Annotated in this window: 12 protein-coding genes; 11 read left to right on the plus strand and 1 reads right to left on the minus strand. The window is 38.7% G+C overall.

What is annotated here, in order from left to right; all coding sequences use genetic code 11:
* The 11 genes from ACXYSK_RS08015 (at position 1) to polA (ending at position 12,963) form a co-directional block, all read left to right on the plus strand.
* Positions 1–651: a 3-oxoacid CoA-transferase subunit B gene (locus ACXYSK_RS08015; protein ID WP_006150518.1), complete on the plus strand. Its 651-nt coding sequence runs from the start codon at positions 1–3 to the stop codon at positions 649–651.
* Positions 652–775: 124 nt separating this feature from the next.
* The gene (locus ACXYSK_RS08020) at positions 776–1,684 is read left to right on the plus strand and encodes a LysR family transcriptional regulator (protein ID WP_269797867.1); all 909 of its coding nucleotides are present in this window, start codon (positions 776–778) and stop codon (positions 1,682–1,684) included.
* Positions 1,685–1,700: 16 nt separating this feature from the next.
* The gene (locus ACXYSK_RS08025; RefSeq protein WP_458625642.1) at positions 1,701–2,813 is read left to right on the plus strand and encodes an acyl-CoA dehydrogenase; all 1,113 of its coding nucleotides are present in this window, start codon (positions 1,701–1,703) and stop codon (positions 2,811–2,813) included.
* Positions 2,814–2,817: 4 nt separating this feature from the next.
* Positions 2,818–3,732 carry an MBL fold metallo-hydrolase gene (locus tag ACXYSK_RS08030; protein ID WP_006150515.1) on the plus strand — a complete coding sequence of 305 codons (915 nt, stop codon included), beginning with the start codon at positions 2,818–2,820 and terminating at the stop codon, positions 3,730–3,732.
* A gap of 111 nt (positions 3,733–3,843) precedes the next feature.
* On the plus strand, positions 3,844–4,782 hold the full coding sequence (locus ACXYSK_RS08035; protein WP_458625643.1) for a DUF561 domain-containing protein: 939 nt from the start codon (positions 3,844–3,846) through the stop codon (positions 4,780–4,782).
* 180 nt (positions 4,783–4,962) lie between these two features.
* The gene (locus ACXYSK_RS08040; protein ID WP_458625644.1) at positions 4,963–6,936 is read left to right on the plus strand and encodes a GGDEF domain-containing protein; all 1,974 of its coding nucleotides are present in this window, start codon (positions 4,963–4,965) and stop codon (positions 6,934–6,936) included.
* Positions 6,933–7,385 (plus strand): 50S ribosomal protein L9, encoded by a 453-nt coding sequence (rplI, locus tag ACXYSK_RS08045; RefSeq protein ID WP_016466507.1) that lies wholly within the window; start codon positions 6,933–6,935, stop codon positions 7,383–7,385. The genes ACXYSK_RS08040 and rplI overlap by 4 nt, the downstream gene beginning before the upstream one ends.
* A gap of 42 nt (positions 7,386–7,427) precedes the next feature.
* Complete coding sequence (gene dnaB, locus ACXYSK_RS08050; RefSeq protein WP_458625645.1) at positions 7,428–8,786, plus strand: replicative DNA helicase; 1,359 nt, start codon at positions 7,428–7,430, stop codon at positions 8,784–8,786.
* Positions 8,783–9,049 (plus strand): Veg family protein, encoded by a 267-nt coding sequence (locus tag ACXYSK_RS08055; protein WP_006154753.1) that lies wholly within the window; start codon positions 8,783–8,785, stop codon positions 9,047–9,049. Before dnaB ends, ACXYSK_RS08055 begins: the two co-directional genes overlap by 4 nt.
* A gap of 94 nt (positions 9,050–9,143) precedes the next feature.
* Positions 9,144–10,265, plus strand: a complete 1,122-nt coding sequence (locus tag ACXYSK_RS08060) for an N-acetylmuramoyl-L-alanine amidase family protein (RefSeq protein ID WP_458625646.1) — start codon at positions 9,144–9,146, stop codon at positions 10,263–10,265.
* 64 nt (positions 10,266–10,329) lie between these two features.
* Entirely contained in the window at positions 10,330–12,963 is a 2,634-nt protein-coding gene (gene polA, locus ACXYSK_RS08065) for a DNA polymerase I (protein WP_458625647.1), read from the plus strand.
* A 106-nt stretch (positions 12,964–13,069) separates the two neighbouring features.
* Here the strand turns inward: polA and ACXYSK_RS08070 are convergent, their stop codons facing one another.
* Entirely contained in the window at positions 13,070–14,518 is a 1,449-nt protein-coding gene (locus ACXYSK_RS08070; RefSeq protein WP_458625648.1) for an APC family permease, read from the minus strand.
* Positions 14,519–14,853: the final 335 nt, after the last annotated feature.

Consider the following 14,853-nt stretch of genomic DNA (forward strand, 5'->3'; position numbering starts at 1 on the left):
ATGAAACCAAAAGAAATTATTGCAAGACGTGTTGCTCTTGAATTTAAAGATGGTGATGTTGTAAACCTTGGATTTGGTATTCCAAATGCTTCTGCAGACTTCATCCCAGAAGGTGTTAACGTAATTCTTCAAGCTGAAAATGGTGCCCTTCGCTTTGGTGAAACACCAACTAAAGATACTTACAATCCTAACCTAGCAAACTCAGGTGGTGCCCCAATCACTCTCCTTCCAGGAGCTGCTTTGTTTGATTTGCAAACATCATTTGCGATTATTCGTGGTGGTCACGTTGATGCGACTGTTCTTGGAGCTCTTGAAGTAAGCCAAGACGGAAGTATTGCAAACTGGCTTATCCCAGGAAAATTTGCACCAGGTATGGGTGGAGCAATGGACCTTTTGGTAGGTGCTAAACGCGTAATTGGAGCAATCCAACATACTACAGGTGGCGAATCTAAACTTTTGAAAGAGTGCACATTGCCTCTATCAGCTAAAGGAGTATTAGATCTTGTCATTACAGAACTAGCTGTTTTTGGATTCAAAGATGGTAAATTCTTGTTGAAAGAAGTAGCACCAGGTGTAACTGTAGAAGAAGTTCTTGAAAAAACAGCCGGTGACGTTATTGTTGCAGAAGATGTGAAGACAATGCCTATCTAGGCTAATGCTGGCTATTTTCTTCTGAGCATGATATTATATATGTAAACGATACTATCGTCTTTTTAGGCGGTAGTATCAATTGGTATCTAAATGTAAAAATAAATGGAAGTAAGGTGATAGCTAAGTGGATATTATACAAATGAACTATTTCATTAATATAGTCGAATGTGGTTGCAATCTTTCGATTGCAGCAAAGAAGATCCATATTAGTCAGTCAGCCTTAAGTCAATTTGTAACAAATTTTGAAGCAGCTGAAGGAATCCAATTATTCAATCGAAAAAATGGTAGATTGGAAAGTTTGACTGAGGCAGGACGAAAGATTTATCGTTTTGCCACAGAAATTGTTAATCGTCACGAAGAGATGCTTTCAATGATTCATATTGAATCACAAAAGCAGAGAGGGACTATTAATCTTGGTATTCCTTCTTTGATATTAAGAACGTTCTTCTCAAACGCTCTACCGCATTTTTTGAGAAACAACCCTCACATTTATATTCAAGTTATAGAGGGTGGAGGGAAAGAAATTCACCAAAAAATGAGTGACGGTGATTTGAACCTAGCATTTTTAATTGAGCCAACAAACTTAGATGCACAAAAATTTGAACAACATATTATTCATTTAGACGAGTATGTTGCTTATATGGATAAACATCATCCATTAGCACAGAAAGAAGCGCTAGATTGGTCTGATCTTGCTGATTATGATTTAGCAATCTTTAATAAAACATTTACGACTTATGATTTGGTGGTTGAGAAACTTCGTTCACAACGCATAAATACTAAATTTGCTTATTTATCATCTACTTGGGACTTTTTAATTGAGTCTACTTATCAAACAGATTTGATTACAATTTTACCAAAATCTGTTGAAACTCTTGTAGATAGTAGTCGCTTCCAAACTGTTCGATTTAATGACCCGATTCCTTTTAATGTTTGGTTCTGTAGACCGTACAAGGATTCCTACAACGAGGTCGAATCCTATGTGTATGAAGAATTGTTAAAAGGGTATTATCAACCCTTGTCTGAGAATTAGCTTGGGGTGAAGAGTAATGGTCTACAATGATAACCTTGCTAAAAGGTATAATGCAGAGATAAGCAGTCTAATTGCAAGCTTTTTTGAGCATAGAACAGATAAAAATCAATTTCCAAGAGAATTGTTCGATAAGTTTATTGAATCTTTTGATATATTTTCATCCATCGTAAGGGATGAAGATTCGATTTTAAGCGAAGAATTCATGACTTTTATTCGTTTAATCTCAAAAGAATTTGCTGCTTTTTCGACAGTTTTATTAACCCAGGCTTGCTATGGGATTTATCCTATTAATCGATACGGTAGTTCTAAACAAAAAAGTCTATATCTTGAAAAATTAATTAAAGGAGAGATATTGGCTGGTCTAGGTTTTTCTGAGGGGTATCTTGGCGAAAATCTAGAATTAGTGAATACAGCTGCGACTAAAACGAGTAATGGGTGGCGTCTTTCAGGTAAGAAATCGATTGTTTCAAATTGCCGTTTTACGGATATACTTTTTATATTTGCCAAAGTAGAAAATGATGAAAAGAAACCGTCGTTTGGATTTTTTATCGTAGACACTAAGGACCCAGGTGTTTACTTTGGAGAAGATATCCCTAAACAAGGACTAAAAGGTTTACCAATCAGTTCAGTTACTTTTGATAATATTGAATTATCAGAGGATAGTTTATTAGGGATGACTTTAGCTGGTCAAGAACAGTTAAATGACTTTGTTCGAAAGCTTCAATTAGGTTTAAGCGCAGTTTCTATTGGAATTTCCGAAGGAGCTTTTGAAAAAGGTTTATCTTTTCTAAAGGTGAAACGTGGTTTTGGTAAGAGGTTGATTGATGCGACGATTTATCAACATCAATTTGCTGATTTATATACAAAACTATGTGCAGCAGAAGCGTATTTCAATTCATATAAAAATCAAATGTTAGATGATTCTTTGTATGTTTCACAGATTAAATTATTTACTACAAAAGTAGCTATTGAAATTTCTGAAGAGATTATCAGATTAATAGGTCCGCTACAAGCACAGGATAAAAGCCCGATTGATCGTTATTTAAAAGATGCTAAAACTATTGAAAGTTACGGGAAATCTGGAGACTCAATTCGAAAAAGAATAGCACACCAGTGGCTAAAGGAGTAATAAAATGACAGAACTCAAGTTGCAAGAGTATCAATTTCACGATATGAAATTGACATGGCTACGAGGAGCTGATAAATTAACTGATGCAGGGACATTATTTGGTCCTGTTCCAAAAGTTGTGTGGTCTCGATACTATCCAACAAATGAAGACAATATGATGTCTGAGTTGACAGATCCGATCTTGATTCAATACAAAGGGAAGAATTACCTGATGGATGCGAGTTTCGATACGGCAAAATTGTCTGAGAAACAAAGACGCAATCTAGGAATTTTATCTGAAAGTAAAATCGAAGAGAGTTTAGAGCTTTTAGGCTTGTCTCCAGAGAAGATTGATTATGTACTGATGACACATATGCACCATGACCATTCAGGTGGCCTGACACGCGTTAATTCTGAGGGCAATCTTGTTTCTAAGTTTCCAAATGCAAAGATTATTGTCAATGATATAGAATGGTACGAGATGAGAAATCCTAATAATCGTACTCGCGGAACTTACCTCAAAGAGAATTGGGAACCGATTCAAGATCAAGTTACAACCTTCTCAGATTCGATTGATATCATTCCAGAAATTCAAATGATTCATACTAGCGGTCATAGTAATGGGCATTGTATCATATTGCTTAAACAGGGTGAAGACACAATGATCCATATGGGGGACCTCATGCTAACACACGTTCACCGCAATCCACTTTGGGTTCCAGCTGTAGATGATTACCCTATGAAATCTATTTCAGCTAAAGATAAGTGGCTTCGCCAGGCCTTTGAAAACAACTATAAATTCTTCTTCTATCACGATCAGTTCTTTGCAGTTGCAGAGTTTGATAAGGAAGGAAAAGAATTTGTAAACTATGTATTGCGTTCACGTCCACCAGTGATTCCATTTACTGAACAGCAAGATCGTAGACCAGACTTTTTATAATAGTTATGTATAAGGAGACAAATGACTAAATTCTCTTGTTTGTCAGGTACAGGTAAATAATGCCTGCTACATTTCAAACACCAGCTGACATAAAAATAAAGGAGTAAACATATGTCTATTACTAAACTTTTACAAATCAAATACCCTATTTTCCAAGGGGCTATGGCTCAAATTTCTCACTATCAACTAGCTGCTGCTGTATCAGAAGCTGGAGGTCTTGGAATCATCGCTTCTGGTGGCATGACTGGTGAACAACTTCGCGAAGAAATTCGTGAATTGAGAAAATTAACTGACAAACCTTTTGGTGTTAACATCATGTTGATGATGAAAAACATTAAAGATATCGTAACAGTTATTATCGAAGAAAAAGTTCCAGTTGTTACTACTGGTGCAGGAACTCCAAAACACATCATGCCATACTTGAAAGAAGCTGGTGTTAAAGTTATTCCTGTTGTTGCTAGTGTAAAACATGCTCAAAAGATGCAAGAATTAGGGGTTGATGCAGTTGTTGCTGAGGGTTCAGAAGCTGGTGGACACATCGGAGAAACTAACACAATGGCTTTGATTCCACAAATCGTGGATGCAGTTGACATCCCTGTTATCGCTGCGGGTGGTATTGCTGACGGTCGTGGATTGGCTGCTGCCTTTACACTTGGAGCTCAAGGTGTACAAATGGGTACTATCTTCTTGGCTTCAAACGAATGTCCAATTTCTGATGCTTATAAAGAAGCTGTCCTTGCAGCAAATGATACAGCAACTGCTGTTACTGGACGTATTTTAGGAGCTCCTGTTCGTTGTATTCGCAATGAAATGACAGACCACTACATCGAATTAGAACAAAAAGGTACAAACCGTGAAGAGCTTGAGGAAATTACTATCGGTTCACTTTCTAAAGCTGTTTACGAAGGTGATACTGTACACGGTTCAATGATGAGTGGACAAATTGCAGGTATGGTAAAAGAAATTAAACCATGTAAAGAAATCATCGAAACAATCGTGGCAGAAGCACAAGAACGTCTTAAACACGTTGAAATTTCAGTAGGCGAATAATCTATCCAACAGAGTAGATTCTTAAGACAAATATAAAAGTATATCTATAGGAGGGCGATTTAATCGCCCTCTTTTGTTCTTTAAAAACCTTTACAAAACACTTGTCTAATACCCTTGTAAACTTCCTTAAGTTCGCTTTTTGCCTATATTTATGGTATAATAATGCGCAAGAGGTTTGTAATGAAAAAAAATGAAATGAATCCCTTATTTGTTTACTTATTTGTTGGGATTTCCTTTATAATCATGACCGTATTGGTTGTTTTTCTTCAAAATAATCTAGTCACAATAGTATGTTTACTTTTCTTGATGGTAGCATTTCTTTTGCTCTTTTATTTTCAGAAGAAATCTTATCAGAAAACTGAAATTGAACAAATCCAGTACGTAAACCATCAGGCGGAAGATAGTTTAAGTTCACTATTAGAACAGATGCCTGTTGGAGTTGTCAAACTAAACATGGAAAGTAGTGAGATTGAGTGGTTCAATCCCTATGCAGAGTTAATGCTGACAACGGAAGATGGAGAAATTGACCATTCTCAAGTTCAAGAAATTATAAAAACAGCCATATCTTCGCCTGGAATTTATGCCAATGTGGGAGAAAAGCGTTATGCAGTGCATCTAGATAGAAACTCGGGGGTGCTCTACTTTTTTGACGTTTCTGGAGAATACGAAGCCACAGTGGAATTGGTGACGAGTCGTCCTGTTATTGGTGTTATTTCGGTAGATAATTATGATGATTTAGAGAATGAAACATCTGAATCTGATATCAGCCATATTAATAGTTTTGTTGCGAATTTTGTTGCAGAATTTACTGGAAAACATCAAATGTTCTCTCGTAGAGTGGCCATGGATCGTTTCTACTTGTTTACTGATTATACGGTTTTAGAACAATTGATGCAGGATAAATTTTCTGTAATTGATACTTTTCGTGAAGAAGCCAAACAGAGAGATTTACCATTGACTATGAGTATGGGCTTATCATACGGTGATGGCGATCATGAGGGCATTGGTAAAGTTGCTTTATCAAATCTCAATCTTGCAGAAGTTCGTGGTGGAGACCAAGTTGTTGTCAAAGAAAATGATGAAACGAAGAATCCAATTTATTTTGGTGGTGGAACGGCAGCTTCTATTAAGCGAACAAGAACACGTACAAGAGCGATGATGACGGCAATCTCTGAAAAATTGAAGAGTGTTGATCATGTTTTCGTTGTTGGTCATAAAAACTTAGACATGGATGCTTTGGGTTCTGCGGTTGGGATGCAATTGTTCTCTAGTAATGTCTTGGATGAAAGTTATGTAGTCTATGATGCTGAACAAATGTCTCCTGATATTCATCGAGCCATTCAATTTTTAGAGAATGAGGGAGTAACAAAACTCCTTACTCTAGATCAGGCTATGGAAATGGTAACTAATCGTTCTTTGCTTGTAATGGTAGACCATTCTAAGACGGCCTTGACCTTGTCAAAAGAGTTTTATGATTTGTTCACACAAACGATTGTTATTGACCACCATAGACGAGATCAAGATTTCCCAGATAATGCGGTTATTACCTATATAGAGAGTGGAGCAAGTAGCGCGAGTGAGCTTGTAACAGAGTTAATCCAATTCCAAAACTCTAAGAAATCACGATTGAGTCGTATTCAAGCAAGTGTTCTGATGGGCGGTATGATGCTAGATACCAAGAATTTCACCTCTCGTGTGACTAGCCGAACATTTGACGTAGCGAGCTATCTAAGAACACGTGGAAGTGATAGTGTTGTAATTCAGGAACTTGCGGCGACTGACTTTGAAGAGTATCGATTGGTGAATGAACTCATCTTACAAGGACAGGCTGTACAACCTTCTATTCTTGTCGCTCAGGCCAAGGATACTAAGAAATATGATACTGTAGTGATTAGTAAGGCAGCCGATACGATGCTGGCCATGTCAGGTATTGAAGCTAGTTTTGTCATTGCAAAAAACCGCCAAGGGGATATTTCCATTTCTGCACGAAGTCGTAGTAAGATTAATGTGCAACGGATTATGGAAGAATTGGGTGGTGGAGGCCACTTCAACCTGGCAGCTGCTCGACTTACAGATATGAGTCTGCAAGAAGCAGGTGATAAATTGAAAACCATTATTTCTAATGAACTTAGTGAAAAGGAGACAGAGGAATGAAAGTAATCTTTTTAGCAGATGTAAAAGGAAAAGGAAAAAAAGGCGAAATCAAGGAAGTTCCAACAGGTTATGCACAAAACTTTTTGATTAAGAAAAACCTTGCTAAAGAAGCGACTTCTCAAGCAATTGGCGAGTTGCGTGGTAAGCAAAAATCTGAAGAAAAAGCACATGCTCAACTTCTTGCAGAAGCACAAGAAATTAAGGCAAAACTTGAAGCTGAAGAAACAATTGTTGAGTTTGTTGAAAAAGTTGGTCCAGATGGAAGAACTTTTGGTTCAATTACTAGCAAGAAAATTGCGGAAGAGCTTCAAAAACAATTTGGAATTAAAATTGATAAACGCCATATTCAAGTCCAATCTCCTATTCGTGCGGTTGGCTTGATTGATGTTCCTGTAAAAATTTATCAGGATGTAACTGGTGTCATCAATCTTCGTGTAAAAGAAGGCTAATCTAGATTTGAGTAATTATGTTGTAAAAGGAAGGGAAATCTGATGGCAGAAGTAGAGGAACTACGAGTTCAGCCCCAGGATATCTTGGCAGAACAATCAGTATTGGGAGCTATATTTATCGATGAGAGTAAACTCGTGTTTGTTCGAGAATATATTGACTCTCGAGACTTCTTTAAGTATGCTCACCGTTTGATTTTTCAGGCCATGGTTGACTTGTCAGATCGTGGCGAAGCCATTGATGCAACGACTGTTCGCACGATCTTAGATGATCAAGGTGATTTGCAAAATATTGGTGGGTTGTCCTACCTTGTTGAGATTATCAACTTTGTACCAACCTCTGCAAACGCTGAATACTATGCAAAGATTGTAGCAGAGAAGGCTATGCTTCGTCGCCTGATTGCTAAGTTGACAGAATCTGTTAATCAAGCTTATGAAGCGTCTAGTCCTGTGGATGAAATTATTGCTCAGGCAGAAAAGGGCTTGATTGATGTTAGCGAAAATGCCAATCGTAGTGGGTTTAGAAATATTCGTGATATCCTAAACCTAAACTTTGGAAATTTGGAAACTCGCTCACAACAAACATCTGATATTACAGGAATTGCTACTGGTTATCAAGATTTGGATCATATGACTACAGGTTTACACGAGGAAGAGTTGATTATTATAGCAGCTCGTCCTGCTGTTGGTAAGACGGCCTTTGCTTTAAATATTGCTCAAAATATTGGAACTAAGCTAGACAAGACTGTTGCAATTTTCTCTCTCGAGATGGGTGCAGAGAGTCTGGTCGACCGTATGTTGGCTGCCGAAGGGCTAGTAGAGTCTCACTCTATTCGTACTGGACAACTTACTGAGGAAGAGTGGCGTAAGTACACCATTGCTCAAGGGAATCTTGCTAAAGCAAGCATCTATATCGATGATACACCCGGAATCCGGATTACTGAAATTCGGTCACGCGCCAGAAAATTGTCTCAGGAAACAGGCAATCTTGGATTAATCTTGATTGACTACCTGCAGCTAATCACAGGAACAGGCAGAGAAAACCGTCAACAAGAGGTGTCAGAGATTTCACGTCAGTTGAAGATTTTGGCCAAGGAATTGAAGGTTCCCGTTATCGCGCTGAGTCAGTTGTCGCGTAGTGTTGAACAACGTCAAGATAAAAGACCGGTATTATCAGATATTCGTGAGTCTGGATCTATCGAGCAGGATGCGGATATTGTAGCCTTTCTTTATCGTGACGACTATTATGAGCGTGGTGGCGAAGAAGAGGAAGGTCTTCCTAATAACAAAGTAGAAGTTATTATCGAGAAAAACCGTAGCGGTGCACGTGGAACGGTAGAATTGATTTTCCAAAAAGAGTATAACAAGTTTTCAAGCATTTCGAAGAGAGAGGAACAAAGATGACAGATGCATTTACAGATGTAGCCAAGATGAAAAAAATCAAAGAGGAAATCAAGGCACATGAAGGACAAGTCGTGGAAATGACCTTAGAAAATGGTCGTAAACGCCAAAAGAATCGCTTAGGAAGACTCATTGAAGTTTATCCATCGCTCTTTATCGTTGAATTTGGAAATGTTGAAGGGGACAAACAGGCCAATGTCTATGTTGAATCCTTCACCTATTCAGATATTTTAACGGAAAAGAATTTGATTCACTATTTGGATTAAGGTTGAAAGTGAGAGTATTCTCACTTTTTTCTTTTTCTTTCGAATGATATAAATGAGGTTAACCTCAAAAATTTATCTATTCGAAGGAGAATGAATGACATATAGTAAAAAGGGAACTTTTCTAAAGAGAACGACGGTGGGTACAGTATCATTATTGCTAGCAGGTGCTTTTTTGTTTGGTGGAGGAACTGTTCATGCCAATCAGGTAAACAATGGCTCAAAGGCACGTGGAGATGATTATCCCTATTATTATAAAAATGGGAATCAAAATATTGATAAATGGCGCCTATACTCAAGACAGTGCACATCTTTTGCAGCTTTTCGATTAAGTAGTGTTAATGGATTTGAACTACCAGCTGCTTATGGGCATGCGAAAGAATGGGGCTATCGAGCTCAAAAAGAAGGATATCGTGTAGATCAGAGACCAGCGATTGGGGCTATTGCTTGGAGCACGAGGGGAACGCATGGTCATGTAGCTTGGGTTTCTAACGTGATTGGAGACATGATTGAAATCGAGGAGTACAATTACGACTATACAGAAACGTATCATCGTAGGACAGTAAAAGCAAGTTCTATGACTGGATTCATTCATTTTAAAGATGTAGGGAATGCTAGTGTAGGAAATTATCAATCTGTACTAGCCTCTAGTGGAACACATTATTTTACAGAAAAAGCAGCTATTATGAATCAGCCATCATTGACATCTACTATCATCGACTACTACGAACCTGGAATGAGTGTTCATTATGATCAAACTCTTGAAAAGGATGGTTATAGATGGATTAGTTATATGTCACGAAGTGGGAATAGACGTTATATCCCGTTAATTAAAACGGCAACCTCTAAGAATGGATGGGAAAAACAGGGGACAATCTGGTACTACTATGAAAATGACAAAGTGGCTCTTGGTTGGAAAAAAATAGACGGAAGTTGGTACTATTTCCAAACAAGTGGTGCTATGAGAACAGGATGGCTAAAAGACGGATCTAAGTGGTACTACTTGAAATCATCTGGAGAAATGCAGACGGGATGGTTAAAGGATAAGGGCATTTGGTATTACCTCGAAAGCTCAGGTGCTATGAAGTCTAGTCAGTGGTTCCAGGTTTCAGGGAAATATTATTACGTAAACGCATCTGGAGAATTGGCAGTAGATACGACAATAGATGGTTTCCAAGTCGACAGTAACGGTGCGCGAGTAGAAAAATCAACTCAATAAGCCTTCTCCTATAATCTAACTCTTAGCAATGGTATTTTTCCCTGCTTTCCTTTATAATGGGTGTATGGACAAGAAAAAATTATTACTAATTGACGGTTCTTCAGTTGCTTTCAGAGCATTCTTTGCGCTTTACCAGCAACTGGATCGTTTTAAAAATGACAATGGACTTCATACCAATGCAATCTACGGTTTTCACCTGATGCTAAATCATCTGTTGGAGCGTATTCAACCGAGTCATATCTTGGTTGCTTTTGATGCGGGGAAGACGACTTTCCGTACAGAGATGTATGCAGATTATAAGGGTGGTCGTGCCAAGACTCCGGATGAGTTTCGGGAGCAATTTCCTTTTATCCGTGAGTTGCTAGACCATCTGGGGATTCGCCATTATGAGTTGGCCCAGTATGAAGCAGATGATATCATTGGTACCCTGGGTCGCTTGGCTGAAAAGGAATCTTTTGATGTAACTATCGTCAGTGGAGACAAGGATTTAATTCAGTTGACGGATGAGCATACGGTGGTTGAGATTTCCAAGAAAGGTGTAGCTGAGTTTGAGGCATTTACACCGGATTATCTCATGGAAAAGATGGGCATCACACCAACTCAATTTATCGATCTTAAGGCTCTCATGGGAGATAAGTCGGATAATATCCCTGGCGTAACTAAGATTGGTGAAAAGACAGGTATTAAGCTTTTGCTTGAACATGGTTCACTTGAAGGGATTTATGAAAATATCGATAGTATGAAGGATTCTAAGATGAAGGAAAATCTTGTCAATGACAAGGAACAAGCCTTCTTATCTAAAACACTAGCAACTATCGATACGAAAGCACCGATTGAGATTGGACTGGATGATTTGGTTTATAGCGGTCCAGATGTGGAAAACCTTGGTAAATTCTACGATGAGATGGGCTTCAAACAACTGAAACAGGCCTTGAATGCTTCTCAGACCAATCAAACTGAAGCATTGAACTTTACTATGGTTGATAAAGTGAGCGAAGATATGCTTAGCGCCGACTCCATTTTTCACTTTGAGCTCTTTGGGGAAAACTACCATACAGATGAATTGATTGGTTTTGCATGGTCATGTGGGGATCAGCTCTACGCTACAGATAAGTTGGAACTGCTGCAGAATCCGATTTTTAAAGATTTTCTAGAAAAAACACCTCTGAAGGTGTATGACTTTAAGAAAGCAAAAGTCCTCTTAAATCGCTTTGGTTTGAATTTGCAGGCTCCTACTTTTGACAGTCGTTTAGCCAAATATCTTCTATCGACAGTAGAGAACAATGAAATTTCAACCATTGCTAGTCTTTATGGCCAAACTTACCTAGTCGATGATGAAACCTTCTACGGTAAAGGTGTCAAAAAAGCTATCCCAGAGCGAGAGAAATTCTTGGAACGCTTGGCTCGTAAGGTTGCTATATTGGTTGAGACAGAGCCTGTTTTACTTGAAAAATTAAGCGAAAACGGACAACTTGACCTCCTCTATGACATGGAGCAACCTCTGGCCTTTGTCCTTGCTAAGATGGAAATCGCTGGGATTAAGGTTAAAAAAGAAACCTTAATGGAGATGCAAGCTGAAAATGAGCGGGTCATTGAAAAACTGACGCAAGAAATTTATGAGCTGGCTGGTGAAGAGTTTAATATCAATTCACCCAAGCAATTAGGAGAACTACTCTTTGAAAAGTTAGGTCTTCCTCTAGAATATACTAAGAAAACCAAGACCGGTTACTCAACAGCAGTAGACGTCTTGGAGCGTTTAGCCCCAATTGCCCCAATTGTCAAGAAAATTCTTGATTACCGTCAGATTGCTAAGATTCAATCCACTTATGTGATTGGTTTACAGGACTGGATTTTAGCTGATGGCAAGATTCACACGCGCTATGTACAAGATTTGACTCAGACAGGGCGTCTGTCTAGTGTGGATCCAAACTTGCAAAATATTCCTGTTCGTTTGGAGCAAGGGCGACTTATCCGTAAGGCTTTCGTGCCAGAATGGGAGGATAGTGTCCTTCTCAGCTCGGACTACTCACAGATTGAGTTGCGAGTTTTAGCCCATATCTCTAAAGATGAGCACTTAATCAAGGCCTTTCAAGAGGGGGCTGACATCCATACCTCAACAGCTATGCGGGTTTTTGGAATTGAACGCCCTGAGGATGTGACTCCAAATGATCGTCGTAATGCCAAGGCTGTTAACTTTGGAGTGGTCTACGGAATTTCAGATTTTGGTTTATCGAATAATCTGGGCATCAGCCGTAAAGAGGCTAAGGCTTACATTGATACCTACTTTGAACGCTTCCCAGGAATCAAAAACTACATGGATGAAGTGGTACGTGAGGCACGTGATAAGGGTTATGTAGAGACCCTCTTCAAACGTCGCCGTGAGTTGCCAGATATCAATTCACGTAACTTTAACATTCGTGGTTTTGCAGAACGTACAGCAATCAATTCACCTATCCAAGGATCGGCTGCAGATATTCTCAAAATCGCTATGATTCAGCTGGATAAAGCCTTAGTTGCAGGTGGTTATCAGACCAAGATGCTGTTACAAGTACACGATGAAATTGTTCTTGAAGTGCCTAAGTCGGAATTAGCTGCTATTAAAAAACTCGTCAAACAAACCATGGAAGAAGCCATTCAACTCAGTGTGCCATTGATTGCTGATGAGAATGAAGGCGTGACTTGGTATGAAGCTAAGTAAAAAATAGATTATCAAACAAAAAGAAATCCCCTTGAATGTTACGGTTCAAAGGGGATTTTTCTTTCAGGAAAAGACAAAAGCGAAACTATCTAGCTAATAGTAGAATTTATTTGCTTTGTTTCTTTTGTTCTTTTTTGGCAAGTACTGGTAGAATCACACCTAATCCAATCAGAATAATTGGTGTTAAGATGTTTGTAAGAAGAGAGAATTGCCAAGCAGTTGGATTTTCAGCATAGCTAATTTTTGGAACCATACCAAGGATACAAGCAAAAGCAGTGAAGAGGAAGCACCAAGTACCGATAACAAAGCCAAGCTTAGGATTATTCACAAACTTGTATTCGGCATTTTTGTATGTTTTCCAAGCACGGTTGAGCATCATATAGGCAAGGAATACCCAAAGATAACGCATCGGCATCACGATAGAATTGAGGTTGGTCATCCATTTTACAAGTCCGTCAATTTCCTGAATACCAAAAATTGGAAGGATGATGATAAGGCTAACGAGGACACCTGTAAGGAGGTAACCGTTAATGAGGATACCTTTTTCAGTACGTTTACGAAGCCAGCTTGGGATGTAGTTTTCATCAGCGTTATTGAGAAGGATTTGCAATGGTGCGTCAATAGAGAAGGCAAGCGCTGCGATTTGTCCGACCATGTTTGTAAGAGCGTAGATCACAACAAATAGGTTTCCAACTCCCCAAGAATTTCCTAACATTTGGAAGGCTTGATAAGCACCATTACGCATGAGGTCTTCAGGGATGTTATTGCCATCAAATAGCATTCCCATGGCAACTGAACCAAGGATAGCAGAGAGACCTACCATGATTGCCATGACAATCATACCTTTTGGAAATTCTTTTGCAGGGTTGCGAGTTTGATTCACATAAGGGGAAATTTTTTCACAACCACCAACTGCAAAGACTAGTAGTGAGATCGTTGTAAAATAAGAAAAATCAAAATTTGGAATGTAGGTACTCAGTTGATCCATATGTGGTGTCGCAAACTGGATGTCTGGTTTGATGAAAGGTAATCCGACAGCCAAAAGGACAAAGAGTAAAGACATAATCAGCATAGCACTTCCTGCCAAGCTACCGATGACTTTTAGAGTTGCTAATCCTTTTGTAGAAAGGTAGAGGAAAAGTCCAAAGATAAGTAAGCAGAGAATAACAATCCAGTGGAAGTCAATTTGTTTTAGAAATTGTCCGTTACCTTGCAAGGCCCATCCAAGCGGAATCAGGATTCCTTGAGGCTTTTGTGCGAGGTAAGGGATATGCACAACCCAATAGGTCCACGCAGCAAAGTAGGCGAGACGTTTGGTTGATGTTTTTTCAACCCAGTCACTCACACCGCTTCCGCTTTCCTTAAAGGTGGAACCTAGTTGTCCGACAATGAGGGAATAAGGGATGAAGTAGAGTGCGAGGATTAAAACCCAAGATACGACGACTGAAATTCCCTGTTGAGAATAGTTATTGACGACGTTTCCTAGCCCCCAAACCATGTTGAAAGCGATCAGAGAAACCATTAGCCAATTAAGTTGGTGTTGATCTTTTTTCATAATGTCTCCTTTTCTGATAATTTCAGTATATCATGTTTTTTTGAAAGCGCCTAACAAAATTTTAAATTTACTATAAAAAATGTAAAGGCTCGCTAAAAGATAAGAGGAAGGCCTTGTTGGTTGAGAAAGAGTTATCCACAACTTGTGGACAACTCGATTCCGTCCTACCAAAAATATTTTTATAGTTGTCGTTTGGGAAGGCGACAAAAAATTTAGGAATTATTAGATATGATAAACTAGTATAAAGCTGGATGGGACAAGGATTCTAACAGAATTTCTATTGCAAATCATAGATACTTGGATTGGAAATATGTTTTGGAAAATCTTGAAAATAT

The organism is Streptococcus sp. V919 (assembly GCF_054353475.1).